We start from the raw sequence: 25,318 nt of genomic DNA, 5'->3' as shown, positions 1-25,318 counted from the left end.
TCGTGCGTCAGCAGGGGCGACGCATCGCGCGCCGCCCGGTTCAATCAATACGGATGCGATTCGGCGCCGAAATCCACCAGCGCGCCGTTGTGCTCGATCATCACGCTTTGCGCCGCGATGCCTTCGCGGGACATTTCCGCGATGATGTCGCGCGCGCGCCATTGCGTCGGAATCACGATGACGTCGACGCCGGATGCCTTCAGCACGTCGCGGAATTCGATCTTCTGGCCGGTGCCGGGCACGTAAGTGCCGGCTTTGTGCGGATCGGAGTCCACCACCAGTGGAAAGCGCTTTGCATCCGCGCCGAACTGATGAATGAAGGCCGCCGCCTTGCCCGTGCCGCCCCAGATCGCCACACGCTTGCCCGACGCCGCGAGACCCGAGAGTTGCTGCGCGATCGTCTCGCGGCTCTCGACCGTGCGCGCGGCAAAACGCGTCGCTGCTTCGGCACGCTCGCGCACATGCGCCGGCACGCCGAGCTTCACGAGTGCATAGACCACTTCGCCGTCGTAGCCGTGTTCGAGCGCGACGACCTCACCCGCGCGCGACATCAGCGCACGGAACGATTCCGTCGTGAAGTGCGACACGTGTTCGTAGAAGAAATCGGCCAGACGGTTCGTTTCAAAGACGCGGTCGATACACGGCACTTCGGCGAACAGCCAGCAATCCTTGCCCTTTTCACCTTGCATCGCGGCGCCCCACGCGAACTGCTCGATCAGCTTCGCGGGTTCGGTGAGATGTTCCAGGACGTGGCGGATCACAACCGCGTCCGGCGCGAATGCATTCATATCGACAAGCGGATCGAACAGACGCGCATGAAACTCGACGCCCTTGCCCGTCTCCGGGCTCGCGTTCGGATCGAAGCCGATAAAGCGGCCCGCTTCGCGCGCCTGCGCGAGGCCGCGCACGAAGTGACCTTCACCGCAGCCAATCTCGACGACGAGCGGCGCCGCGGGCAAATGATCCAGCAGCACGTCGCGCGTATCGGCAAGGTGGCCTTTCCAGATGCCGCCGCTGTTGAACATGCGGTTCGGGTTGCTTTCGTAGGGAATCGCGTCGTAACGGAACTTGTGGTTCCACACATGCGAGCACGACGGGCACTGCACGAAATCCTGCGCGTGACGCGGCAGCGCGCGCGCGGCTTCGGCCGATGCGGGCCACGCGAGCGTCGCGAGCGTCTGTTCGCCTGCCGGAAAGAAGCGCGCCGCGACCGAGTGGGCGCAAACGGGACAGGTCGTCCCCACAAGATCAAGACTCATGATTTCACCAGGTGTTTGAAGTACGCGATGGTCTCTTTCAGACCGTCTTCAAGGCCGACGCCAGGCTGCCAGTCGAGATGCTGGCGTGCCTTCGTGATATCGGGCCTGCGTTGGATGGGATCATCCTTCGGCAGCGGACGATACTCGACGCGACTCTTCGAACCCGTCAGCCGCAGCACCGTTTCCGCGAGATCGCGGATCGTGATTTCAAACGGATTGCCGATGTTGACCGGGCCGGTTTCGTCGTTCTGGTCCATCATCCGCAGCAGACCTTCGACGAGGTCGTCGACATAGCAGAACGAGCGCGTCTGGCTGCCGTCGCCGTATAGCGTGATCGGGTCACCGCGCAACGCCTGCATGATGAAGTTCGACACGACGCGGCCGTCATCCGGGCGCATCCGCGGGCCGTACGTGTTGAAGATCCGCACGACGCGAATATCCACGCCGTGCTGGCGGTGGTAATCGAAAAAGAGCGTTTCGGCGCAGCGCTTGCCTTCGTCGTAACAGGCGCGCGGGCCGGTCGGGTTCACGTTGCCCCAGTAGCTTTCCTGCTGCGGATGCTGCTGCGCGTCGCCGTAGACTTCGCTCGTGGATGCCTGCAGGATGCGCGCGCCGCAGCGCTTCGCGAGACCGAGCATGTTGATCGCGCCGAGCACGGCCGTCTTCACGGTCGAGACCGGATCGCTCTGGTAATGCACCGGGCTCGCGGGACACGCCATGTTGAAAACGCGGTCCGCTTCCACGTAGAGCGGCAGCCACACGTCGTGACGGATCAACTCGAAGTTCACGCGGCCGATCAGATGCTGGATGTTCTGCTTGCTGCCCGTGTGAAAGTTGTCGACGCACATCACGTCGTACCCCGATGCGACAAGGCGATCGCACAGATGCGAGCCCACGAAGCCGGCGCCGCCGGTAATCAGGGCGGACTGGTTGTTCATTCTGCGACCTCCTGGACAGCGGTAACGTGTTGCGCCCACATGTCATGCAAGGCGGCTTCGAGATTCCGGGCAAAGCGTGGCGCATCGCATAGTGGCGACGCGACCACCTGCTCGCGCAGGCCGGCGCGCAGCGCGGCGAGGCCCGCGCGGTCAGCGGCAAATGCAATCGCGCGGGCGAGATAGTCTTCGTCGTCGGTGGCGATCCATGTGTCGAGGCCGGCCGAATGCAGGAAGCTTTCACAGATATGCGACAGGAAACGGTCGCCGCGACGGCACAGCACGGGCACGCCCATCCACAGCGCTTCGGCTGTCGTCGTGCCGCCGGGATACGGAAACGGACTCAGCGCGATATCGACGCGGTTGTATGCGGCCAGATACTCCGCGCGCGGCGAGCGGCCTTCGAGAATCAGACGCGACGCGTCAATACGATGTGCTGCGAAGCGACGCAACGTGGTTTCACGAACATGAGCCGTATCGAGTTGCTCCGCCTTCAAAAACAGTTTCGCGTTCGGCACCGCATGCAGCAGACGCGCCCACAACGCGACGACCTGATCCGTCATCTTCGCCAACTGGCCGAAATAGCCGAACGTGACGTGGTCGTTGGTCAGCATCGGCAGCGGGCTAACCTGCGCGTCGTCCTGTGGCGGTGTAAAGCACAGATAGCTGTCCGGCAGCCGCCACGGTTTTTCGATGAAATGCGATTCTTCTTCAACGGGCAGGACATGACGATCGCCGAGCACGTAGTCGATCGTATCCAGACCCGTACACGCGAAAAAGCCAGGCCAGCTCACCTGCACCGGCGCGGGCTTCCACGCGAAAAGCGGCAGGCGGTTGTAGATCGTATGCCCGGCCCCATCGAGGAGCACATCGATACGATCGTTGCGGATGTGCTGCGCGGCGGCTTCGTCGCTCATGCCGGCAATGCTCGTCCACGCGCTGAAACACGGCTTGATGCGCGCGGTCAGATCGTCTTCGAGCGTGCGCGTCGGATACGCGATGAGTTCGATCCGCGTCGGATCGAGTTCGGCTACGACGCTTTCGATGAAGTAACCCACCGGATGCCTTTTCAGATCACCCGATACGATGCCGACGCGCAGTGGACGACCCGTGCGCGGCACGTCGTCGACGAGCCAGTCCTTCCACGGTTTCGCCCGTGTGCGGATTTGCGCTGCGAACCGGAGCGCTTCGTCCAGGTATTGTTGCGGCGTCGTGCTGGCGAGGTAGTTCAGCGCGAACAGCAGGTTGCTGTGCGGCTCGGCGAAGTCCGGACGCAGCGCGATTGCGCTTCGATACGCCTCGATGGCCGCGTCGAGTTCGTCGAGTTCCATCAGCGTATTCGCGAGATTGTTGTATGCCTGCGCGTGCTCCGGCGCCAGATTGATCGCGTTGCAGAACGACTGCATCGCCGCCTCGTGTTTTTTTAGCGCGCGCAACGCGTTACCGAGGTTGTTGTGCGCGTCGACGTGATCCGGCTGCATCGCGATGGCCTGCCGGAAGCACTCGGCGGCGGCAGCCGGCCGGTTGTTCGACTGCATCACGTTGCCGAGGTTGAAGTAATACAGCGCCTGCGGCTTGCGCGTGATCGCCGCCATGATCAGCTCGGTGGCCGTCTCGTACTGCCCTTGACGATTCGCGACGAGGCCAAGCAGGTGCATCGCATCGGTGTGCTCCGGATCGATTGCGAGCACGCGACGAAGGCGCGTCTGCGCTTCGGCCAGACGATCCGCCTCGTAGTGCGCGAGCGCTTCGGCCAGGGTGAGTTCGAGCGTCTGCGGCGTCGGCGTGAGTTGTCCGGAAACGCGCGCGTTTTCGGACATGGACAGGCCCTGGTTACCGGGGTCGTTCATGGGGCGATGCGTCCCGCGTGATTCGGGACGTTCTCAAGTGGATTTCGATGTGGGTTGACGGCAGATGGCGTGCCGGCTCCGGCGAGCGAATGCGCCTGTACATCGGCGACGTACTGCTGCCACATGCCGCGGAATGCCGCTTCGAGATTCCGCGCAAAGCGCGGCGCATCACAGAACGGCGAGGCGAGAAGTTGCTGGCGCAAACCGGCTCTCAAGCGCTTCAAATGATCGAGACCGGCGGCAAAGACGACAGCTTTCGCGACATAATCATCATCGTCGGCGGCGATCCATTGGGGCAGGCCTGCAGTGTGCAAAATGCTTTCGACGATATGTGGAAGGAAGCGGTTGCCGCGGCGGCACAACACCGGCACGCCCATCCACAACGCTTCTGCTGTCGTAGTGCCGCCTGGATAGGGGTAAGGGCTCAGCGCGATGTCGACGCTGTTGTATACGGACAGATAGTCGGCATGTGTTGACTGGCCTTCCAGCTTCAACCGCTCGGGGTCGATGCCGTGCACGGCAAACCGCACGCGGGTAGCCTGCTGGACGGACGGATCGCCGAGTTGCCTTGTCTTCATCAGCAACCGCGAGCCCGGTACCCCGTGCAGCACGCGGGCCCACAGCGCGACGACGTCGTCGTTGATCTTCACGAGATGGTTGAAGCTGCCAAATGTCACAACACCATTCGTAGCCATCGGTAGCGGACCGACTGCGACTTCCTGCGGTGGCGTGTAGCAGAGAAAGCTGTCCGGGAGTCGCCATGGACGCTCGACGAAATGCGACGCCTCGCTCTCCGGTAACACGTACCGATCGCCGATCACATAGTCGATCGCCGCCAGACCCGTCGTCGCGAAGTAGCCCAGCCAGCTCACCTGAATGGGCGCCGGTTTCCACGCAAACACCGGCAGCCTGTTGCGGGTCGTATGTCCTGAAAAATCGATCAGAATGTCAATGCCATCCGCGTGGATCCTGTGTGCGCAGGCTTCGTCCGTCAGATTCGCGAGCGAATGCCACGCGCTGAAATGCGGCTTGAGCCGTGCCGTTACTGCATCTTCATCCCGCCCGGTCGCGTAGGCGACCAGTTCGAGTCGCGCCGCATCGAGTTGCACGACGACGCTTTCGAGAAAGAATCCGACTGGATGGGCTCTCAGATCGCCGGAAACAAAACCGATTTTCAGACGCCGCCCCTTCTCGCTCACATCCGGTACACGGTGCGTAAGCGGCCGTGCGTGCGCGGCCAGTCGCTCGCCAAAACGACGAGCCTCGTCGATCTGCGCCTCGAGCGGCACCTGCAACGTGAAGTTGAGCTGCAACAGCAGATTGCTGCGCGCCGCGTGCAGGTCGTGATCGAGCGCGAACGCGCGACGAAAGCTGTCTACCGCGGCATCGAGATCGCACTGGTCCCGCAGTACGTTGCCCAGGTTGTTGTGGATCGTCGCGATGTCCGGCTTCAGTGTGAGAGCCTTGCGATAGCAGGCCGTCGCCTCGGCCAGCCGGTTCTGCTTCTCGTAGACGTTGCCAAGGTTGTTGTACGCTTCGGCGTAGTCCGGCCGAAGACTGAGCGCCTTCGTGTAGCTCTTCAGCGCGGCGTCTTCGTTGCCGTCATCCTTGAATGCGTTGCCCAGGTTGTTCCACGCTTCCACGTATTCGGGCGCGAGTGCGAGCGCGTTCGCGCAACTGTCGACGGCGGCGGCGTATTCGCCCGCCTCGCGCAGCGCATTGCCCAGATTGTTGTGGGCTTCGGCGTAGTCCGGCTTCAGCGCGAGCGCCTCACGATAGGAGGCGATCGCCGCATGATGCTCGCCCCGGCGGATCAGCACATTGCCGAGGTTGTTGTAGTAGATCGCGTTGGGATGCAGCTGGATCGACCGCCTGATCCATTCGACGCCAGTAGCAATGTCACCCGTATCGCAGACAAGCAATCCAGCAAAATGCACCGCGTCCGCGTGATCGGGCTCGCGGGAAAGAATCTGCTGATAGTGGGCAGCGGCATCGGTAAAGCGTCCCGCCTGATGGTGCGCGAAAGCCGCCTGCAGCGTGTCGCCGATGGAAAAAAGCGAAGATCCATCGGCGAGACCCGCCGCAGGAACGCGCACGTTCAGCGCCCCCCGGTTTCCGCCCTCCCCCGCTCGCTGCTCTTCGTCGCTCGCTTGTTTCATTGCGTTTTTTGAACTCTCTCCCCGATTCACTGCCACGTCCCGCTCATGGCACTCGCATGACGAGCGCAGTCCGTGTCGCTGGTCTAGCTCTGGTATTTCTGCAGATAGCGCTCGTAACCCTCGCGCCAGGTCGGCGTGCCGAACGCACCGCCACTCTCGTGGACCACGCTGATGGGATACGTGCCCATCGTCAGGCCCTTAAGCTCGGCCTGACGGCAGAAGTCCATGTCGTAGAAATGGAACATGAACTGCTCGTCGAAACGCACGCCAGCGGCATGCAGGCGTTCGCTATCCGCGATGAGCATCAGTCCGTCGAGTAGCTTGCATTCGCGTTCCGAGGGGCCGAACACACTGATGTTGTCGCAAGGAAAGCCCTTGCCGTGGCCGACGACGCCGCTCAGGTACTGCCGCTCATCCCACTGGAACTGCGCGTTGACGAATGCCCACGCCGGCTGGAACGGCACGCGACGCGTGTTGCCCGCGAGGCCGGCGATGTCGAACTTTGCCGCGGCTTCGTATATGCGCTCGACCCAGTAGAAGTCGACGAGCGAAATGTCGTCGTGGATGAAGACGAGGATTGCCGGGCTGTCTTTAGCGTGGTCGATCGCGGAGTTGTAGACGGTCGAGAGGCCGTATGAATTTTTCTCGTAGAGCAGGAATTCGGGCGGGGTTGCGTGTCTATAGATCGACAGCGAACGCCCGAGGGCCGACTCCGTGGCGAACTGCTCGCGCGAGTGCCGGGTGGCGCAGACGAGTCGGATGGGTTTCATGGCGTGTCGGAATTCAGGTGTTGAGGCAACGCAGCGCAACCACGCTCAGGCCACGAATGCCGGCGTCGTCTCTTTCGCGCGCAGCGCGGTCGCGCGAGCGTGGGCGAGGTCGGCCTGAAAGCGCGGTGAGTCGAAAAGTTCGTGAGCGGGAAGCTGCGTCAGCTCGTCCAGATTGCCCGGCCGCGTGGCGAACCCCGGAAAACTGTCCGCCCAGTTCGCATAGAGCGTGGCCAGCCGCTGCTTTGCGGCGTCGAGCGAGTCGGTGCTCAGGTGACCGGCCGCGGCTTCGCCGCGCACCATCATTTCCCATTCGATCAGACCCGCGCCGACGCCGGCGCCGACGAGAGCCGGTTTTTGCCACGCGTGCTGGCGGAACGCGCTCAGGTATCCGCCGACGGCGATGACCGGCGCCGATTCGGCGAGATTAAGATACATCGCCACGTTGGCGAGGAAATGCAGTTCGAACGCGCGATAGTTGAACGCGCCGGCGAAATCCGTCCGTTCGCGGTTCAACATGATGTTGCTCGGTTCGCCGATGAAGTTGTGCTGATGCGCGACCATCTGCTCGGCGAGAAACGCGCGGTCGAGAAGCACGCGTTCACCATCCTTGATCAGCGCGGGCGGGACCTGCGTCACCTGATCGTTTTCATCGATGATCACGCGATCATGAAAGGCCAGCGAGGATTCCGGATGGTCGCGCAGTGCCGCCGCCAGCGCCTCGACCGAGGTCGGCATCAGGACGTCGTCGCCGAACAGCCACTTCACGTATTTGCCAGCCGCGCGCGCCCACAACTGGCGGGCATTGTCCGAATCGCTCTTGAAACCGTGAAGAAAGTACTGCACGCGAGAATCGCCGACGCGGCGAACGATCGCTTCCAGATTCCCGCCTGGCGTGTTGTCGCCAACGAGGATCTCGATGTCAGCGAACGTTTGCTGCTGCGCGCTGATCAGCGCGCGCGCGAGGTACTGTGCATTGTTCGCCGGAATCAGAATACTGACAGTAGCCATTGACGCGAATCCTTTCTGTGATTGACCAGCCACCAACGCGACTCCCCAGCCAATGCGTTCGCTCAGCATCCGGATGGCGCGACGGGTCGTGGGCATTGCGGGCTCAGGCGCAACGCGGACTTTCGATGGCAGGATCGTAGCGTCCGGAGCGGCACTTCAATCAGGGGAACAAGGGCGCATTTAGGGGTTATTTCTCCCGCGGAGCCGCCACATGTCGGGATAAGGCATGGAGACAAAGGAGATCGGTGCGAAAGATGCCTGGATATCGATCTTGTGCGCTCAGCGGCACTGACCTTGTTCCTCAAAGCCGCATTGAACGTGGCATTGCGCGATCGATTGGTCGCAACTGACACAGGCTGAAAGTTCGCGAAGGACCGCGCACATGCGGTGGATTGACAGACGACTGCCCGATGTAATCTTGCGGGATCGCGATGACGGATGGCTTCCGTCGACGCATCAGGCTGTGCGTCTGGACGCTGGAACGTCAGTGAACACGCTCATGACCCGGGGCATGCGAAGGTACTCCGCGGGCCGTGCGAAACCTTCTCGCGAGTCCTTCGTTAGCTGGTGGCCGCGCTATGCCCCGGCACCGCAACCCACACCGCGACACCGCTCCCCTCACGCCCCAGAAGGCTTGTCAAGACCAAGCTTCTCCAAAGCCTCCTGCGCATCGATCACCATCATCGCAACCTCACCCACAGTCGCGCGCAGTTTGGTCGCACGCGAACGGATATGTTCATAAGCTTCGCTCTCGCTTAGCCGGTGCGTGTCGATCAGAATGCGCATCGCGCGCTCGATATGGCGGCGCGCCTTGATCGCGTCTTCCAGCTTGCCGATCTTGCTTTGCAGCCTCTGCTGATACCCCGACGAAGCACGCGCGAGCACCAGCGTGCTGAGGATGCCGGTCGAACGATACGGTTTCGTGATCACGCCATGCGCCTGGGTATCGACGAGCATCTTGAGCGCGGTCGGATTCTCATAGTTCGACAGCGCGATCAGCGTCGCCTGCGTATCGGCCGCGCACCAGTTCCCCGCGCTGCGCGTTTCCGGGCCGACCAGAAAAAAGACCGCATCCGCGTCGGCCGGCAATTGCGACGGAAACGGCCACAGCACATTGACGGGACAACCGATCCGGCGCAGCTGCTCGACGAGCACGTTGCGGTCGTCCCCCGGCGGATGAATCACCAGCACGCGCAGCGTGCGCAGATCATCGAAGAGCCGGTGCGCCCACGTGGTCATGCCTGTTCTCCGTCGAGCCAGAATTCCGCGAGTCCATACGAGATGAGGTAAGGATCCGGTTTGATCGGGTTGCGTCCTTCCCACACGATGTCGAACGCGCCGTCCGGCCGGCAGACCGCGATGCGGGGCGTGAGGATCGCGTGATTGTTTTCGCGGTCGATGCGCAGCACGCCTTCGGGCGAATCGAACTCGACTTCATGGACCGCTTCGACGAGCTTCGCGGTGTCGAGGTTCTGGGTGCGCGCCAACGCAAGCGCGAACAGGTGGACCTGGTTGTACGCCATCTCCGACCACATGCTCGCGGGCTGATCGCCGAAACGCGCGCGCCATGATTTCAAAAACCGCTTGTTGCCGTCGAGATTCAGCGTGTTCAGATAGCTGGCCGAGACGATATGGCTGCCGCACAGCTCGGGGCCGATCATATGTGTTTCGCCCTCGGTCATCGTCAGGCTCGCGATCGGAATGCGCGCGGGATCGATGCCGCGCTCGCGGTACAACTGATAGAACTTGCGCGCGCCGCGCCCGATCAGCGTCGAGAACACGACATCGGGCTGCGCGGCGCTGATCTGCCGCACGACTTCGTCGAGCGCGTCCGGCTCCGCATCGCTCGGCAAATAAACTTCATCGACGATTTCGCCGCCGTGCTGCTCGACCATGTCGCGCATGATCCGGTTCGACTCGCGCGGATAGATGTAATCGGCGCCAACCAGAAAGAAACGCCGGCCGTGGTTGCGCAGCAGATACGCGGCGAGCTGCATGCTGTTCTGATTCGGCACCGCGCCGGTATAGATCACGTTCGGCGAATACTCGAAGCCTTCGTAGATCGAGCAATACCAGAGCAGCGCGTTGTAGCGCTCGATCACGGGCAGCACCGCCTTGCGGCTCGACGACGTGGAGCAGCCGAAGATCACCGTCACGTCGTCGTCCTGCAGCATGCGCGACGCGAGCCGGTGATACTCGTCGGGATCGCTGCGCGCGTCGTAGGCAACCGGGTCGAGCAGGCGTCCGGCCACGCCGCCCGCTGCGTTGACTTCCTCGATCGCGAGCACGGTGCCGTAGAAATGTTCGGAGCCGGTCGCGGCCGTCACGCCCGTGCGCGAGTACAGCACGCCCACTCGCCATCCGGCTTCCGCGCCCGACTGTCTCGCCGGCTGGCGTGAATTCGACTGCATGGCGCTATCTCCTTTGATTTTGGTGGTTCGCTACGTGGCGAACGCGCGCCCGCTTGCGGCCGCGATCGCGCGCTCGACGAATGCAGCCGCGGCGAGGCAGCGCGCATCGTCCCCGTGCCGGCCGATCACCTGCACGCCGAGCGGCGCGCCGCGCGCGCCGAGCAGCCCCGGCACGTTCACGCAAGGTACACCGAGCAGGGTCCAGTTGCGGTTGAAAGCGGGGTCACCGGTCGACTCGAGGCCGTCGGGCGCTTCGTCCGGCGCGCCCGGCGTGAGCAGCGCGGTGATGCCGTCGAACCACCCGGGCAGCCGCTCGCGTGCGTGCTGCAGCGCGGCCAATGCATCGACGTAACGCGCCGTGCCGATGGTCCCCGCGCGCTCGAGAAACGCCGCGAGCATCGGCGTCAGCGCGGCTCGATGTCGATCGTACTCGAAACCCAGCGTCCGGTACGCTTCGTAGCTCTGGATCGTATCGTGCGCCGCGATCATCCGCGCCATCCACGGCGCGAAGCGCACGCGGCGAATCCGGCCGCCCGCCCGCTCGATCGCGCGAATCGCCGTCTCGAGGACCGCGTTCGCATTGTCCGTCGGCGCCGTCCACGGATAATCCTCCGGCACGCCGAACACCGGGGCTTCGAGCGCGTGCGCCCCGGACACCGCCAGTTCGCGGCCCGACAACGCCGCGCCGAAATACGCGGCGTCGCGCACCGTCGCGGCGAACAGGCCCACCGTGTCGATAGACCACGAGAAGCATTTCATGCCCGCCGTCGGCAGCATGCCGAAGGTCGGTTTATAGCCGGCGATCCCGCAAAACGACGCCGGGCGAATCGTCGAGCCGCCTGTCTGCGTGCCGATCGCAAATGGCGCAAAGCCCGCGGCGACCGCGGCGGCCGAGCCCGACGACGAACCGCCCGGCGTGCGCCCGAGGTCGCATGGGTTACGCGTGACGGTCGGAGCCATGTAGGCGAATTCGCACGTCACGGTCTTGCCGATCACGACACCGCCGAGACGCCGAAGCATCGTGACGATCGCCGCATCGCAGCCCGGGCGGTGTTGCGCGTAGATCGGCGAGCCATAGGAGGTCGCGAATTCGCTCGTGTCGAAAATGTCCTTGACCGCGACGGCGAGACCGGCGAGCGGTCCCGTCGCCGAGTCGGCCGCGGACAATGCCGCGTCGCGCGGCGCGAGTGCCGTCATCGCGCGCACCTGCGGCTCGGCCTCGTCGATCCGGTCGAGCGATTCGCGCATCGCGCGGCCTCGCTCGCGCGCGTCGCGCTCGATGGACGCGAGCAGATCGAGCGCTGCGCGCGGACGGTAAAAGCTGGGTTCGTTTTTCATGCGTCTGCCTTTGCGAAGATCCTGGCCTAAACGCGCAAATGCGAGAAGATCGATGTGGCCGCCGCTGCCTGCTTCGCGTCGCCCTCGTCGATGATCCCGCCTTGCTTGAGCACCGCATAGCGGTCGGCAACCTTCAGCGCGAACGGCACGTTCTGCTCGATCAGCAGCAGCGTCGTGCCGTGGCGCTGCCGCTCCCACAGCAGCGCGTCGGCGAGCCGGTCGATCACCGACGGCTGCAGGCCCTCGGTGATCTCATCGAGCAGGATCATCGACGGCCGCATCATCAGCGCACGCGCGACCAGCAGCATTTTCTGCTCGCCGCCGGACAGCGTACCCGCATACTGACGCAAACGGCTCTTGAACACCGGAAAGACGGGTTCGATTTCGGCAAAACGTTCGTCGAACGTCGACGCCTTCTCGAGCCCGAGCCGCAGGTTGTCGCGAATGCTCAGGTCGTGGAACAGCGCGTGTTCCTGCGGCGCGTACGCGATACCGGCGCGCGCGATCCGGTGCGGCGGCAGGCGCGTGATGTCCTGCCCCCGCGCGTGGATCGCGCCGCTCTTTTTCGGCAGATACCCCATGATGGTCTTGAGCAGGGTCGTCTTGCCCATGCCGTTCTTGCCGAGCAGCGCGACGGCTTCGCCGGCCGCGATGGTCATCGACAGCTTGCGCAACACGATCGAGTCCTTGTAGCCGCTCGTCACATCGCGCACGTCCAGTGCGATTCCGCTCATGTCGCCTCCCGCTGCGCGGTGGCCGCGTCGCCGTGCGCGCTGCCCGCATAGATCGTCTTCACCAGTTCCGAATTGACGACCTCGTCGAAATTGCCCTGCATGACGATGCGCCCTTGATGCAGCACGACGATGCGCGTCGCGACCTCGGCGACGAAATCGAGGTCGTGCTCGACCAGCAGGCAGCACAGGCCATACTCATGCGCGAGCGCGGCGAGCACGTTGCCGATCTGAGTGCGCTCGACTTTCGTCAGACCCGCGGTCGGCTCGTCGAGCAGCACGATGCGCGGCTCGAGCGCGAGCACCATCGCGAGTTCGAGCGCCTGCTGCTCGCCGTGCGACAGGTCCTTCGTCACCGCACCGAGCTTGCTGTCCAGATGCGTCGTGCGCACCACCTCCAGCGCGTACGGCGGCAACGAGAGCGTGGTCGCGCGCCGGAAAAACGACGGCCGCTCGACGATCGTGCCGGCGATTCGCAGGCATTCGGCCACCGTCAGCGTCTCGAACACGTTCGCGTTCTGGAACTTGCGGCCAAGACCGAGCCGCACGCACCGGTCGGGCGGAAATTCGCCGATGTCGCTGCCGCACAGCGCGACCGTCCCGGCCGAACGCTCGGCGCCGTCGCTCATGCAGCGCATCAGCGTCGTCTTGCCCGCGCCGTTCGGCCCGATCAGCCCGACGAGCTCGCCGCCGTTCGCGGTCAGGTCGATGCCCTGCAGCACCTTCAGGCTGCCGAAGTGCCGCGCGACGCCGCTCATTTGCAGCGCGGGCTCGTCGACGGCGAGTTCGTGCGACGCGCGCACCGCACGTTCGACCAGCATGGGTGCGGCGGCCGTGCCCGTGGTGAAACGCCTGAACGGCCTGATCAGCAGCGGCACGAGACCCTGCGGCAACAGCACGATCACGACGACAAACGCCGCGCCAAGAATCAGCTGCCACGCGAACGGCATGCTGCTGCTCAGATACGCGCTGGCGACATTGATCAGCAACGAGCCGATCACGGGCCCCCACAACGTGCCACGTCCGCCAAGCGCGACCCAGACGATCAACTGCGTGCCGAGCACGAAGCCCGACAGTTCGGGCGCGACCACGCCGCTGAACGATCCATAGCCGAAGCCCGCGAGGCCCGCGATCACTGCCGTCACAACCAGCAGCACGATCTTGATCAGCGACGTGTTGATGCCGAGATACGAGCAACGCGCTTCGTTGTCACGAATCGCGGCGAGCAGGCGGCCGCCGTCGCTGCGCACGAACAGCCACGCGAGCGTCGCGACGATCAGCAACGCCGCGCCCGCGATCCAGTACCACGCGTTCAGCGGCAGATCGAACGTGTCGAAACCGGTCAGCCCCGAACTCGAGCCGGTCCATGCGCCGCCCGACAGCAGCAGTTGGCTCAGCACGATCGGCAGCACGAGCGACATCACGGTCGCAAAAAACGGCGACGCGCCGCGGTAGAACGACAGCCAGCCAACGAGCCCACCGACCGCCGCGGTCGAGACGATCGCCACGCCGACTGCAAGCGCGACGCTCGCCGCCGAAAACCCGCCGTGCGTAAACACCAGGCCGGCCGCATAGGCGCCGAGGCCGAAGAACGCCGACTGGCCGAACGTCAGATAGCCGGTGTAGCCCCACAGGATGTCGACCGTGACGACGACGATCGAAAAGAAAAACGCCTGGATCAGGATGTTCAGCAGATACGAGCCGAATATAAACGGCCCGGCCGCGAGCAACACGACCGCGAGTCCGATAACCGTCGCGAAATCGCGCCACGGGTGCCTGCGCACGGCGATCCCGGCTGAACCGGCGTCGTGATGATCGAGCGACATGTTGACTTTAGCCACGAGCGAACCCCTCTGGACGAATCCGCAGCGTCAGCGCCGCGAGCACCGCGATCGTCAGGCCGCCGAGCACCGGGCTCACGAACGTGCTGACGAGCACCTGGCACGCGCCGAACACGATGCACGTGAGCAGCAGGCTGACCATCGAGTAGCCGGAGACCATCACCAGCATGAATGCGCTGATGATCCACGCGACGCCCATGTCTGGATCGACGCTCGAGAGCGGCGTGATCAGCGTGCCGGCAAGCGACCCTAGCGCGGCGCCGAGGCTGAACGTGATGAAGCGGATACGGCCCGAATGGATGCCGAGACCGCGCGCGAGGTCTTCGTTCATGATCACGGCGCGCGTCTTCACGCCGAAACGCGTACCCGACAACAGCAGCGTCATCGCCGCGCACAGTCCGAGCGCGACCGGCACCAGCAGCAGACGGTACGCGGAATATTCGGTGCCCACTATCGAGACCGCGCCCTTGACCGACGTCTGAACGAACTGCACTTCGCGGCCGAACGCCATCGTGATGATCTGGCCGATCACGATACCGAGGCCCCAGGTCGCGAGAATCGCATCGAGCGGCCGCTTGTAAAGCGGCTTGACGATGACCTGCTCGACGAGCATGCCGACCGCCGTGCCGACCACGATCGCGAGCGGCACGCTAAACCACGGATTGAGGTGGAGCTGCGTGACGACGAAGCTCGCGTACGCGCCGATCGTCAACAATGCGCCGTGTGCGAAGTTGACGATTTTCATCACGCCGAAAATCACCATCAGGCCCGCGGTCACGATGAACAGCACGGCCGCCGTTGTGAAAATATCCAGTGTCAGTACCATGTCTTCTCCATGCTCGTCTGCCCTGTGCCCTCTGCCTGCTGTCGCCGGCGGGCGGGCACAGCGGTGTTGCCGGCGACGACTACTTGATGTTCGGGCACTGCATCCCAGGGTCGACGTCCGGGAACGTCTGCAGCACCTTCACCGAGCCGTCTTTCTGGATCTGCCCGAGGCGCATCGCGAGCGGCGCGTGGCGGCTTTTGTTCATACTGACCGGGCCGCGCGGGCCGTCGAACGATACCTCGTCGAGCGCCTTGACGACCTTCGCCGAATCGGTCGAGCCCGCCTTCTCGACGGCCGCCTTGTACAGGAAGAACGCTTCGTACTGCGGCTCGGACAATTCATTGGGCGTCTTCACGTCCTTGCCGAATTTCCTGTCGAGCGATGCGATGAATTTTTTGTTCTCCGGCGAATCGATGCTGGTGAGGTATGAGGCCGTCATGTAGACGCCCGTCGCGACGTCGCCCATGCCCTTCGCCGTGCCTTCGTCGATCGCGAGGTTGCCGTACGGCAGCGTGAGGCCGCTGCTCTTCAGCTGCTTCACGAGCGCGACGTTCGGCGCGCCGCCGGCCGTCGCGCTGATCAGCGCATCGGGCCTCGCCGAGCGGATCTTCGAGAGTATCGGTGTCCAGTCGCTGCCGTCGATCGGCAGATACTCCTCGCCGATCACCTTGCCGCCGTGCTGCTCGATGTACTTCTTCGTGAAGTCGAGCATGCCGCGGCCAAATGCATAGTCGTTGCCGACAAGGTAGAACGTCTTCGCACCCTTGCTCTTGTCGAAGTAGTCGACGATCGGCGCGACGACCTGCTCGGGCACCCAGCCGTTCACGTGCATCCACGGGCTGCACGAGCGGCCTTCATAGAACGACGTGTAGATGAACGGCTTCTTGCCGCGCGCGATGATCGGCAGCGCGGCGTTGCGCGCGGCGCTGGTTTCCATCGAGATGATCGCGTCGACGTTCTTCTGGAACACGAGCGTGTCGTAGGCCTTCTGCGCGCCGACTGCGCCCGATGCATCGTCGGCGATTTCGAGTTCGACCTGACGGCCGAGGATGCCGCCCGCGGCGTTGATCTCGGCGACCGCGAGTTGCGATGACTGAACCACCGCCGGCGCGACGACGCTGTTGGCGCCCGACAAGCCGACTGCGACGCCGATCCGGATCGGTTCCGCCGCCGACGCGGTCATGCAGGCGCCGAAGCTGGCGGCGGCCGCCGCGACGGTGACAGCGGCGATTGTTTTATTGAATGGCCTCATGATGCTTCCTCGCAGTTGTGGTGAGTTCATGGAACAAGTGGGACAACGCAGCCGGCACGAACGGCACGGTCCGCTTCACGATCGCGACGCCGGCCAGCCGGTGCCGAGCATCGGGTCGTACACATCCGCGCGCCGGTCGCGCAGCACGTGATTGTGCTGATTCAGCGCGCGCCCCGAGCGCGTGCGGTGAATATCGATCACGCCGTACAGGATCTCTTCGCGATCGACGCTTGCCGGGCCTGCGAGCGGCCAGCCGTCGCCGCCGACGATCAGGCTCTGGCCGATGAACGGCTGGCCGCGCTCGATGCCGACACGGTCCGCACAGGCAATCGCGATGCCGTTGCTGTGCGCGGCCGCCATCGTCAGCGTCGTGGCCATGCCCGGACGGTCGTCGGGCTGCGACGGCATCGGCACCCAGTTGGTCGGCACACAGACAAGATCGGCGCCTTGCATCGCCGCGAGGCGGAAGGTTTCGGGGAACCATGCGTCGTAGCAGATCGCGACCCCGATGCGTCCGAGCGGCGTGTCGAACACGGGAACACCCAGATCGCCGGGCTCGAAGAAGCGCTTTTCGTTGTCCCACAGATGCAGCTTGCGATAGACGCCGATGTGGCCGTCTGGTCCCGTAAAAAGCGCCGAGTTATAGAGGCGCTCGCCCGCGCGCTCGGCGATGCCGGTCACGATGTGGACGTTCAGACGGCGCGCGAGCGCGTTGAATGTCTGCGCCGTTGCGCCGTCGGGCAATGCGTCGGCGAGCGCGAAGGCTTCGTCGCGGTCCGCGAACACATAACCGCTACTTGCGAGCTCCGGCAGCACGATCAGCGATGCACCGTTGCTCGCCGCCGTCTCGATCCGCGCGATGGCGCGGGCGACGTTGTCGCGCGCTGCGCCAATGCGCGGTTCCATCTGCACACAGGCGACGACGAAGCCGCCGGGGCTTTGTTCTGCGAGGTCGTACTGCAACATCGTTTTGATCTCCTGAAAACAAAAAGCCCCCGAATCGGCGTTCATAAACGCAAATTCGGGGGCTACATAGCCATCCATATGTTGCACGGCAACGTTGCCGTGGAGACGTCATTCAGTCATTCAACATGACGCCTCAGTCGAAGCGACTCTACGAAGCCAAATTGGGCGTGTCAAGCGAATCGTTGATTTCATGGCGCGAGGGAAAGCTTTGCGCTTGCGTGGCGCGGCGCGCGGCAAGCACAGCGGGTGTTGCGTCGCGCTGTGCTTGCGTAGCGCCTGCAGGATTTGCTGACAGATCGGCGATTTCTTCGATACCGTTGCAGATGCTGAAGGAGCCTCGAGAATGCGGAACGATGGAGATAGTGCAGTGGTATGCGAACCCAGTCGCAGATCACCTGGCGCCACTGACTGCAATTGCATCACCGAAGCTGGCTGATATCTGGCTGCAACGAGAAGGCGGGTGAGAGAGGACGAATTGCCGAAATCCTTGTCAGGGTTGGTACGCCCGGCTGGGATCGAACCAGCAACCCCTGCTTTCGGCAGTTTTACCGACGCACTACATCCCTTTACAAATCAATACCGTGCGAAGCTCACGATCTGCAAAACCAAGGCTAAACAACGTTCATCAAGGCCAGTCACACCAAAACTGCAATTTAGCTGCACCCGCAAACAGGCACCAATCGCGCTGCACTGGCATCCGGGCGCCTCAGATGGCGTCGCGCCAGCGAACGAGCGGACTGCCTCGCAAAACGGATCTATAATCCCTCATTTGCCGAAGATTCCGACTATGTTAGTTACCAAGAATTCGCGACGGGCTTGGGAATCGGTCCGCGACGCCCGACACGATGCAGTCATTCGCGTCGGCGATAGCATGGGCCTAGTTCGCTCCATTCCAGATAGGTCGATCCATCTGACAGTTACCTCGCCCCCTTACTGCATGGGCAAGGAGTACGAAGGCAACAACGAGGTGGAAAGCTTCGTCGACGCTCATCTTGCGATGTTGCCCGAGATTGTCCGAGTGACAGCGCCGGGAGGCAGCATCTGCTGGCAAGTGGGTAATTACGTGCGCAAAAACGAGGTGATTCCACTGGACTATCTTGTCTACGACGTCATGCGAGCATTTCCAGACATGAAGCTGCGTAACCGAATAGTATGGATGTTTGGTCATGGTCTGCACTGTCAGACACGTTTCAGCGGCCGGCACGAGACGATCCTGTGGTTCACCAAAGGGGACGACTACCTGTTTGATCTTGATGCGGTGCGCGTGCGCCAGAAGTACCCTGGGAAGCGTTCGTCCAAGGGGCCGAATAAGGGTGAGCTGAGCGGAAACCCCAAGGGGAAAAACCCGTCTGACATCTGGGATATTCCGAACGTGAAGGCCAACCATATAGAGAAAACGGAACACCCGTGTCAGTTCCCGGTCGCGTTGGTTCAGCGCTTGGTGAAAGCGTTGTGCCCCGTCGACGGAATATTGCTGGATCCATATTGTGGTGTCGGCTCATCCGGAGTCGCAGCCATGCTTGAGAAGCGAAGATTTTTAGGCGGCGAGCTGTCGGAAAAATATGCGGACGTCGCGAAGGACAGAATTACAGAGGCGGTTTCGGGAATAGCCCGTGTTCGGCCATTGGACATGCCAGTGTATGAGCCAAGTCCAAACGAGAAGGTCGCGAAACGCCCAGATCATTTCTGGCAGCAAACTACCGACGACATTCTTGGATAACAATCGAGAACAGACATGACGACCAAGGTCAAAGAACACAGCTACGACTGCCTTGAGGCAGAGCAAAACGGACACAAGCTGCACCTCTTCTTCGCGTCAGCAAAGGAGATTTACGAATTTGTCTCGATCAATCAAAAGGAAGAGGATGCGAGCGAAGGATACCAACGCGCCGCATCACCTGCGCGGACGACGGCGATTTCAAAGTTCGTCGATGCGGGAAATGTCATCCCGCTCAGCATTCTGATCACATTGGAAAAGAAGGCTGCAACGTTTGACGGGAAACATATCAAAGTTAAGGTGGGAAAGAAGTCCGGCTGGGTGATTGATGGTCAGCATCGATTGATCGGTGCAATGAAAGCCCAGAAGGATGTGTTGTTGCCCGTTGTGGCCTTCATCGGCTTATCTCTTGACGAGCAGATTCAGCAATTCGTCACTGTCAACAAAGAGGCGAAAGGAGTTCCGACTTCGCTCTATTATTCGTTGCTAAAGAAGCTTCCGGCGAAACTATCCGCTGCGGAGTTAGCTAAGGAAAGAGCCGCGGATGTAGCATTGATGCTTCGCTCGGACGAAAACTCTCCGTTTGCTGGCCGTATCGTCTCGACCACCTCACCAAAGAACGGCCAACTATCACTAGTGAATTTTGTTCGAAAAGTCGCACCGCTTGTTCGGGAAGACACTGGTCTGCTTGGCACGTACAGTCTCGAAGACCAAGTTAAGATTATCGATAATTTTTATCTCGCTGTACGAAATGTCTTCCCCAAGGATTTTGCGGGCGCGGATCCAGTGTTTTTCCAAACTATTGGTTTCGGCGGCTTGTTCAACTTTTTCCCAACTTTGTTTAGCTATACATTGGGAGAGAAGCAATCCTTTACAGTCGCGGACGTCACCGATGTGTTGAGCACAATCGGCCACTTCGATGTTTCGCAGTGGAAAAAGGGAGGCACCGGCAGCGCGGCCGAATTGCAAGTCGGGAAGGACCTCGTCGAAGAGTTCCGTCAATACGCCACTGTTACAGGAAGCCATAGCGGTCTTAAGCTTTCCTGAGGCGTACATGTCCGCAAAACAAAAAAACCTCTCTCCTGCAAAAGCGCGGGAAGCAGCTGCTAAAAGCGCCCTCGCCGCGGCAAACGTCGAGGCAAAGGAGCCCAGTTGGTCGAAGTGGGAAAGCAAAATAGACCGGATACGCGGTCGAAGTTCCGACCACGTTCTGCGTGGTTGGCTGGCACATGTTCCCGATATTGATCCGCCCGGTAGCCCGCCCCGCGAGGGAATAAGTTCGATCTCCGCAATTGACGCGATACTTCCCCGTGTTCCGCGGACAGGCGAGATCGTTGAACCGATCTCCGGTGCCCGCAGCGGAGTACTGCACGAGGCTTATTACCTAGCACACAAGGCTGTGCATGTTGAAATTACATGCGCTAACTTTGTAAGTAGTGGTCGGCATACTTGGGCTGTTGTCGACGCTTATCAAGCATCACTGTTTGCGCTGGCAAGCATAATGTGCTTTCTTGGGATGACCGTTGAGCGTGCTGATAACGACTTCGTTCTCGTTGACGTTTGGGGAGCGACCCAAGATGAAGTCAACGGCAAACGCGGCCCCGCTAATCGCGAAACGGAAGCTTATCAGTTCTTGCGCTTCAAGACGTTAGACCACTTCCATAAGTGGGCAATTTTAAAACGCGTTCTCAGAACACTGGACACCGCCTCACCTCTGGTCGTTCTGCTTCGTGACGCTTTGAATGAACACGATGACAAGGAATTCGCGCGATATCGCAACACAGTCAATTATCAATCTGCTGGATGGATTGCAAATGATCTGTTGGAGGTGGATTTTCAAGGCCCGATTAAACAGGCTCAATCGTCCCAGGATCTCTTCAACGAGATATTTTCGGGAACTGCGTCGGGAGCTGTTTACCTCATGTGCGCACTGATCGAGCTGGTTTGTCAGTTTGCAACCGAGTTGGCGAAATCGGGAATGTTGGCGCCGGAACTTGCGCTCCTAGATCGCAGGTTACCTGCGCTGAAAACACTTACGAATTTCGACTGGAATACCCTCTGATAGGTGAGCCGAAGCGCCGCCTCGTTGCCGACAACCCGGCGGCCAAATTCAGCGCCGGACGAAGAAGCAAGGCAACAGTCCTGCCGCATTAGAATGCATCACTTTCATCGCACCAAAATCGCTCGTAACCCCGTGCAGTCAATTGGTTCGACCGGGTGCCCACAACTGCATCAAAAGCGTCGACCCAAGCAAAGCGCAGGCGCAGCAGGCAGCAAGCCCATGGCCATACCGCAACCGCCGACAGCTCTCGCGAAGGCAAATTCTTGCCTTCGCTTCGCGCCTTCCCGCGCAAAAAACGACAGATAATACGATTGTCCAGATTCGTGAACCTGGGCTGCCAACTACCAAAACACATCGAGAGAAAAATCATGGCGAGACCAACGGGCCCCATCACCGTCTGCGTAATCAACCTGAAAGGAGGCGTCGGGAAGTCAACTATCTCAACGCTTCTTGCCCGACACGCATTCAATTTCAAGAGAAGTGACGTCCTTGCGATCGATCTCGATCCGCAAGCGAATCTCAGCCAGGCTCTGATGCGAAACGGATATGGGGCCTTCCTCCGAGGAAAACGGCCATCGATTGTTGAGATATTTAATGGCTATCTACCACCGCACGCGGGTGCATCGAAGCCTGGCGCTTTGCCCGGTGCGGCCGCCATCGAAACGATCATAGAGGTAGATGGCCGCTCTCTACAACTGGTGCCTTCTCGCTTTGATTTTGCTGACAATCTGACGAATGCGTTGCGACCAGATCCGCGGGTGCTCGCCAAGTACCTAGCCGGGAATTTTGCTAACAAGGATCTAATCATCATCGATTGCGCCCCAACCGAATCTATTCTTACTCGGGCTGCATATCATGCCAGCGGAAAGGTGCTCGTCCCGGTGAAGCCGGAATTTTTCGCCACAATCGGATTTCCTTTGCTGAACCGCTCGCTTGAGGATTTCCGGCGGCAGAATTTAGGGCAAACCATTGAGGTTGCAGGCGTCGTTATCAACAACGCGTTTTACGATGGAGGAAATGGTGGAGGTCCCGAAAAAGGGGCCGCGATGGCCGACATAAAAACGGAGGCTGCAAAGAACAGTTGGCCCATCTTCAAAAACGAACTACCCTTTTCTCGAGGTTTCCCGAAGATGATGAGAGGGGATTACAGCTATCGAGGAAATTCCACTCAATTCAAATACTTTGCCGAAGAATTTTTTAACACTATCGGACTTTGACTGACGGCATGAATGCAGCGAACAATCGGCGCAATAAATTCTTGATGCAGCGGCTTCAGCTGCTAATCGACGAGTACGGCTTCGATACCGCTCTGTCGGCACTAGAAGGGCTCGCGCCAGAGCACAGTGTAGTGACCCGCTACGACAATCAGAAAAGAGAGAAAACCCCAAGTCGCAAGTCGCGACGTCCTGCTGGCATGGTTGGTTTGGTTGATGCCCTTGAGGGCAACGACAAAAAAAAGGCCTTACTGCTCGCACTGGCCTCGCGTTTCGACGAAAAGGCGTTTTTGCCCTCTGTAAGTGACGTTCGACTATTCATGGAAACGCGCGGCGAACATCCGCAGATGAAGCAACGGTCAGACGCAATGCGACCAATTTTGCAGTTGCTAGCGGAGATGTCGACGGAGAGCCTGGAGAAACTCAAGTCAACGGATACTAGTTGGGGGCTGTCGCGGCTCGGCCCGCTGGCAGACGCAATAAGGGAGAGGGGCGCGGAGATGAGATCTGACAGGCCCAAAAAGGACATCGTTTCCCAAACCGGGTCAGAGGATGGAAAAGAGAGTGATGGTGAGCCCAGAAATCGAAGCGACGCCTCTCCGGATAGTGATGCCGGCGCAATCAAGGAACCAGAAGGCGGCGGGACCGTTGGAGCTAATGGCTCACCCACAGCTCGCGATTGATCCCTCTTGACTCGAAAAAACTGCAACGCTGTGGACGTTCCGTGCGTCGGAACGTCCAGCATCGACACCAACGATTGCTATCGTTTCAATGACGATTTCGAAGAAAGCGGATCAACCGTTCAGGGTCGATCAGCGACATGCGAACGCATGCTTGGCGGCGTGTCTGGGGCGCCCAACTGCTGCCCTTTCCATGCACCCTTGGGACGAATCTTCTGTCACTTACACGGCGGCCTTCGGCGTCTTGATCGAACAGGTATTGAAGCGCACAACCTCGTCACCGAACCACTCATTGAGCTACGAGAATCGTCGTTGCAACTGCTCGATTTCCTTGCGGCCGAATACCTCGGCGGCCGTGTCGGCCGCCCCAAGCCCGCCAGTATTGCTCGGCGCGATTCCCATGAGCCGAGGCGGGATGCGATGCGTCGCGAGCAAATCGTCGCGCGTCACATTCTTGATGTTGAAAAGCTCATCTTTCGCCGTGACCTCGGAAACGGGAATGAGCTGGATACCGTCTTTCTTGCCGTTCGGCGCGTACATAAACAGGATTCGGAAATTGTCTGGGCCCTTGCTGTTTTTCAGCGCTGCTCGCATGTCGTCGACATCGGTTTGCGACTGCGCCGCATCCATCATGTACAGGATGAAACCCGCGTGCGCGCCATTCTCGTGATATCGCTGGCGAAAGAGCGTCGCCGACTCGTTCAACCATGCCGCGTGCAGGGCGCCGAGATATTCGGGCAAGCCGTACACCTCCTGATTAATGTCTGGTTCCATCAAGTGGTGCATGGTTCCGGTCGCGAACTCGTACGACGCCTGCCACCCATTGACCTGATAGAAGCGCTGCAGGTCCGTCGCGCGGCGCATGTACTTGGCCGGCTGCATGCTCGAACGCGAGCGGCCCGCCTAGCCGGTTCTTTCGCAGCTCAAGATACCCATTGCCGAACGTGGGGAAATCGAGCGCCTATCTATCGAACACCTCGCGCGTGAGCAACCTTTGCGGAATGAACGTGGCCGATAACACGTTGCGTTTGAAGTAGATCGCGAAGCCGTGATGGACGCTGGCGCGGAATGTCTTAGCCAGGCACGACCAGGACACCGGCGGTGCGGCGTGCATGTTGCGGTTTCGCTTGCTCAATTTGAGAACTCCATAAAGCCGGTATTGTTGGCGGTGACGCCCTCTAGCGGTTCATTGCCGAGCGCGTGCAGGCACGCCCGTGCAAGGTCCGCGTGTCCTGTTTCCTCGTTACGGCTCGCCTCATAGGTGACTCTCTTTCCGCTCGCCGTCATGGCTTTACGAATCGCCATGAACGATTGCGCCAGGTCAGTCCATTCGGCATCGAATTCGAGCCGGCCCTTGTCGATAACCGACAAGCCTTTGAGCACCAGGCGGTCTTTAACCTCTGGCGAATAGTTGAGCGCGATCGCGTTCGGATAAAACTGCCTGACGAGCTGATAGACGCCCTGGTCGATGCCTGTCGTATTAATCGCCATATAGACGACGTTGTATTGCTTTGTGATCGTGGGTATCGCCTCGGCCTGTGCATCGAAATCCATGCCGCGCCATTGGCACTTCTGCAGCACGCGAAACTTGCCACCAGGCACCGCCGGCGGTGCGACGACGATCAAGCCGGCCGAGTCACCGGATAGTGCAGGGTCATAGCCGACCCAAACAGCCCGAAAACCGAAAGGGCGGGGCGCGAGCGGTTTGAAATCGTCGGCCCATTCTTCCCACGAGTCGACCATGCAGCGCTGTAAATCCGCGAGCGGGAATATCGACGCCGTATCGTCGATAAACTGACACATCAAGAGATTCGTGTATTCCTGCGCTCTGTATTCAAGGCGCAGCTCGTCGATACCAGACGGTGACCGCCGCACGGACCAAAGCGCTCAAACGCGCCAAAATCCGCGATTTCCGCTGGCACGATCTGCGCCATACGTGGGCAAGCTGGCATGTGCAGCGCGGCACGCTGTTACAGGTGCTCAAAGAACTGGGAGGCTGGGGAAACGCTACGCGCATCTGTTGGCCGATCACCTGGCGCGCTGGGTTCAACCGCGTACACAAGTCGTCGACACGCGGACGGCCGCCGGCTGACTGTATTTTCAATGTACTGGGAGGAACGGATGAAGCAGAGAAACCGCTGAAAGCCATATGGCTATTGGTGCGCCCGGCTGGGATCGAACCAGCAACCCCTGCCTTCGGAGGGCAGTACTCTATCCATTGAGCTACGGGCGCATTTCACGAAAAACGCCGCAAAATCAACGAAAGCGGCGCCAAAGCGAGACCGAGAGCATACCCGGT

Annotated in this window: 19 protein-coding genes, 1 tRNA gene and 3 pseudogenes; 6 read left to right on the top strand and 17 right to left on the bottom strand. The window is 61.1% G+C overall.

Going from position 1 to position 25,318, the window contains the following annotated elements:
• Window positions 1-44: 44 nt before the first annotated feature.
• The 14 genes from BLV45_RS17125 to BLV45_RS17060 form a co-directional block, all read right to left on the bottom strand.
• Entirely contained in the window at window positions 45-1,259 is a 1,215-nt protein-coding gene (locus BLV45_RS17125) for a class I SAM-dependent methyltransferase (RefSeq protein ID WP_090535138.1), read from the bottom strand.
• Complete coding sequence (locus tag BLV45_RS17120; protein ID WP_090535137.1) at window positions 1,256-2,197, bottom strand: UDP-glucuronic acid decarboxylase family protein; 942 nt, start codon at window positions 2,195-2,197, stop codon at window positions 1,256-1,258. The genes BLV45_RS17125 and BLV45_RS17120 overlap by 4 nt, the downstream gene beginning before the upstream one ends.
• On the bottom strand, window positions 2,194-4,014 hold the full coding sequence (locus BLV45_RS17115; RefSeq protein WP_245753371.1) for an O-linked N-acetylglucosamine transferase, SPINDLY family protein: 1,821 nt from the start codon (window positions 4,012-4,014) through the stop codon (window positions 2,194-2,196). The genes BLV45_RS17120 and BLV45_RS17115 overlap by 4 nt, the downstream gene beginning before the upstream one ends.
• 26 nt (window positions 4,015-4,040) lie before the next feature.
• Window positions 4,041-6,203, bottom strand: coding sequence for an O-linked N-acetylglucosamine transferase, SPINDLY family protein (locus BLV45_RS17110; RefSeq protein WP_090535135.1), 2,163 nt, complete (start codon window positions 6,201-6,203; stop codon window positions 4,041-4,043).
• Window positions 6,204-6,286: 83 nt separating this feature from the next.
• Window positions 6,287-6,973 carry a glycosyltransferase family 2 protein gene (locus BLV45_RS17105; RefSeq protein WP_090535134.1) on the bottom strand — a complete coding sequence of 229 codons (687 nt, stop codon included), beginning with the start codon at window positions 6,971-6,973 and terminating at the stop codon, window positions 6,287-6,289.
• Between the two features lie 45 nt (window positions 6,974-7,018).
• The gene (locus tag BLV45_RS17100) at window positions 7,019-7,981 is read right to left on the bottom strand and encodes a glycosyltransferase family 2 protein (protein ID WP_176954187.1); all 963 of its coding nucleotides are present in this window, start codon (window positions 7,979-7,981) and stop codon (window positions 7,019-7,021) included.
• Window positions 7,982-8,599: 618 nt separating this feature from the next.
• Complete coding sequence (locus tag BLV45_RS17095) at window positions 8,600-9,220, bottom strand: ANTAR domain-containing response regulator (RefSeq protein ID WP_090535132.1); 621 nt, start codon at window positions 9,218-9,220, stop codon at window positions 8,600-8,602.
• The gene (locus tag BLV45_RS17090) at window positions 9,217-10,392 is read right to left on the bottom strand and encodes a transporter substrate-binding domain-containing protein (RefSeq protein ID WP_090535131.1); all 1,176 of its coding nucleotides are present in this window, start codon (window positions 10,390-10,392) and stop codon (window positions 9,217-9,219) included. Before BLV45_RS17090 ends, BLV45_RS17095 begins: the two co-directional genes overlap by 4 nt.
• 30 nt (window positions 10,393-10,422) lie before the next feature.
• Window positions 10,423-11,730, bottom strand: coding sequence for an amidase (locus tag BLV45_RS17085; protein WP_090535130.1), 1,308 nt, complete (start codon window positions 11,728-11,730; stop codon window positions 10,423-10,425).
• Between the two features lie 26 nt (window positions 11,731-11,756).
• The gene (locus tag BLV45_RS17080) at window positions 11,757-12,464 is read right to left on the bottom strand and encodes a branched-chain amino acid ABC transporter ATP-binding protein (RefSeq protein WP_090535129.1); all 708 of its coding nucleotides are present in this window, start codon (window positions 12,462-12,464) and stop codon (window positions 11,757-11,759) included.
• Window positions 12,461-14,302 (bottom strand): ABC transporter permease subunit, encoded by a 1,842-nt coding sequence (locus BLV45_RS17075; RefSeq protein WP_245753342.1) that lies wholly within the window; start codon window positions 14,300-14,302, stop codon window positions 12,461-12,463. The genes BLV45_RS17080 and BLV45_RS17075 overlap by 4 nt, the downstream gene beginning before the upstream one ends.
• Complete coding sequence (locus BLV45_RS17070) at window positions 14,295-15,128, bottom strand: branched-chain amino acid ABC transporter permease (protein WP_090535127.1); 834 nt, start codon at window positions 15,126-15,128, stop codon at window positions 14,295-14,297. The genes BLV45_RS17075 and BLV45_RS17070 overlap by 8 nt, the downstream gene beginning before the upstream one ends.
• 79 nt (window positions 15,129-15,207) lie before the next feature.
• Window positions 15,208-16,380, bottom strand: a complete 1,173-nt coding sequence (locus BLV45_RS17065) for a substrate-binding protein (RefSeq protein ID WP_090535126.1) — start codon at window positions 16,378-16,380, stop codon at window positions 15,208-15,210.
• Between the two features lie 75 nt (window positions 16,381-16,455).
• Window positions 16,456-17,346 carry a nitrilase family protein gene (locus BLV45_RS17060; RefSeq protein WP_090535300.1) on the bottom strand — a complete coding sequence of 297 codons (891 nt, stop codon included), beginning with the start codon at window positions 17,344-17,346 and terminating at the stop codon, window positions 16,456-16,458.
• A 460-nt stretch (window positions 17,347-17,806) separates the two neighbouring features.
• Here BLV45_RS17060 and BLV45_RS17055 point away from each other — a divergent pair, with 460 nt between their 5' ends.
• The 5 genes from BLV45_RS17055 (at window position 17,807) to BLV45_RS17035 (ending at window position 23,022) form a co-directional block, all read left to right on the top strand.
• The gene (locus BLV45_RS17055; RefSeq protein WP_218133545.1) at window positions 17,807-19,066 is read left to right on the top strand and encodes a DNA-methyltransferase; all 1,260 of its coding nucleotides are present in this window, start codon (window positions 17,807-17,809) and stop codon (window positions 19,064-19,066) included.
• Between the two features lie 15 nt (window positions 19,067-19,081).
• Window positions 19,082-20,110, top strand: a complete 1,029-nt coding sequence (locus BLV45_RS17050; protein ID WP_090535124.1) for a DGQHR domain-containing protein — start codon at window positions 19,082-19,084, stop codon at window positions 20,108-20,110.
• Window positions 20,111-20,117: 7 nt separating this feature from the next.
• Window positions 20,118-21,125 carry a hypothetical protein gene (locus BLV45_RS27155; protein WP_143130439.1) on the top strand — a complete coding sequence of 336 codons (1,008 nt, stop codon included), beginning with the start codon at window positions 20,118-20,120 and terminating at the stop codon, window positions 21,123-21,125.
• A 155-nt stretch (window positions 21,126-21,280) separates the two neighbouring features.
• Complete coding sequence (locus tag BLV45_RS17040) at window positions 21,281-22,342, top strand: ParA family protein (RefSeq protein ID WP_245753339.1); 1,062 nt, start codon at window positions 21,281-21,283, stop codon at window positions 22,340-22,342.
• An 8-nt stretch (window positions 22,343-22,350) separates the two neighbouring features.
• Window positions 22,351-23,022, top strand: a complete 672-nt coding sequence (locus BLV45_RS17035) for a hypothetical protein (protein WP_143130438.1) — start codon at window positions 22,351-22,353, stop codon at window positions 23,020-23,022.
• 297 nt (window positions 23,023-23,319) lie between these two features.
• On the opposite strand, the pseudogene BLV45_RS17030 reads toward BLV45_RS17035, so the two are convergent.
• Both BLV45_RS17030 and BLV45_RS17025 read right to left on the bottom strand, forming a co-directional pair.
• A pseudogene (locus tag BLV45_RS17030) lies at window positions 23,320-24,133 on the bottom strand (phage portal protein); the annotation flags it as partial.
• A 17-nt stretch (window positions 24,134-24,150) separates the two neighbouring features.
• Window positions 24,151-24,873 (bottom strand): annotated as a pseudogene (locus BLV45_RS17025) (phage terminase large subunit family protein); the annotation flags it as partial.
• Here BLV45_RS17025 and BLV45_RS17020 point away from each other — a divergent pair.
• Window positions 24,873-25,111: pseudogene (locus tag BLV45_RS17020) on the top strand (tyrosine-type recombinase/integrase); the annotation flags it as partial. The pseudogenes BLV45_RS17025 and BLV45_RS17020 sit on opposite strands and share 1 nt — an antisense overlap.
• A gap of 65 nt (window positions 25,112-25,176) precedes the next feature.
• Here BLV45_RS17020 and BLV45_RS17015 read toward each other — a convergent pair.
• A tRNA-Arg gene (locus tag BLV45_RS17015) sits at window positions 25,177-25,252 on the bottom strand.
• Window positions 25,253-25,318: the final 66 nt, after the last annotated feature.

It is taken from the genome of Paraburkholderia sartisoli (assembly GCF_900107685.1).
In the GTDB taxonomy this organism is placed as follows: domain Bacteria; phylum Pseudomonadota; class Gammaproteobacteria; order Burkholderiales; family Burkholderiaceae; genus Paraburkholderia; species Paraburkholderia sartisoli.
This window is presented reverse-complemented; position numbering and strand designations above follow the sequence as displayed.

Coding starts and splice junctions, on each gene's coding strand:
- BLV45_RS17125 (WP_090535138.1), bottom strand. CDS start 1,259: ATGAGTCTTGATCTTGTGGGGACGACCTGTCCCGTTTGCGCCCACTCG.
- BLV45_RS17120 (WP_090535137.1), bottom strand. CDS start 2,197: ATGAACAACCAGTCCGCCCTGATTACCGGCGGCGCCGGCTTCGTGGGC.
- BLV45_RS17115 (WP_245753371.1), bottom strand. CDS start 4,014: ATGTCCGAAAACGCGCGCGTTTCCGGACAACTCACGCCGACGCCGCAG.
- BLV45_RS17110 (WP_090535135.1), bottom strand. CDS start 6,203: ATGAAACAAGCGAGCGACGAAGAGCAGCGAGCGGGGGAGGGCGGAAAC.
- BLV45_RS17105 (WP_090535134.1), bottom strand. CDS start 6,973: ATGAAACCCATCCGACTCGTCTGCGCCACCCGGCACTCGCGCGAGCAG.
- BLV45_RS17100 (WP_176954187.1), bottom strand. CDS start 7,981: ATGGCTACTGTCAGTATTCTGATTCCGGCGAACAATGCACAGTACCTC.
- BLV45_RS17095 (WP_090535132.1), bottom strand. CDS start 9,220: ATGACCACGTGGGCGCACCGGCTCTTCGATGATCTGCGCACGCTGCGC.
- BLV45_RS17090 (WP_090535131.1), bottom strand. CDS start 10,392: ATGCAGTCGAATTCACGCCAGCCGGCGAGACAGTCGGGCGCGGAAGCC.
- BLV45_RS17085 (WP_090535130.1), bottom strand. CDS start 11,730: ATGAAAAACGAACCCAGCTTTTACCGTCCGCGCGCAGCGCTCGATCTG.
- BLV45_RS17080 (WP_090535129.1), bottom strand. CDS start 12,464: ATGAGCGGAATCGCACTGGACGTGCGCGATGTGACGAGCGGCTACAAG.
- BLV45_RS17070 (WP_090535127.1), bottom strand. CDS start 15,128: ATGGTACTGACACTGGATATTTTCACAACGGCGGCCGTGCTGTTCATC.
- BLV45_RS17065 (WP_090535126.1), bottom strand. CDS start 16,380: ATGAGGCCATTCAATAAAACAATCGCCGCTGTCACCGTCGCGGCGGCC.
- BLV45_RS17060 (WP_090535300.1), bottom strand. CDS start 17,346: ATGTTGCAGTACGACCTCGCAGAACAAAGCCCCGGCGGCTTCGTCGTC.
- BLV45_RS17050 (WP_090535124.1), top strand. CDS start 19,082: ATGACGACCAAGGTCAAAGAACACAGCTACGACTGCCTTGAGGCAGAG.
- BLV45_RS27155 (WP_143130439.1), top strand. CDS start 20,118: ATGTCCGCAAAACAAAAAAACCTCTCTCCTGCAAAAGCGCGGGAAGCA.
- BLV45_RS17035 (WP_143130438.1), top strand. CDS start 22,351: ATGAATGCAGCGAACAATCGGCGCAATAAATTCTTGATGCAGCGGCTT.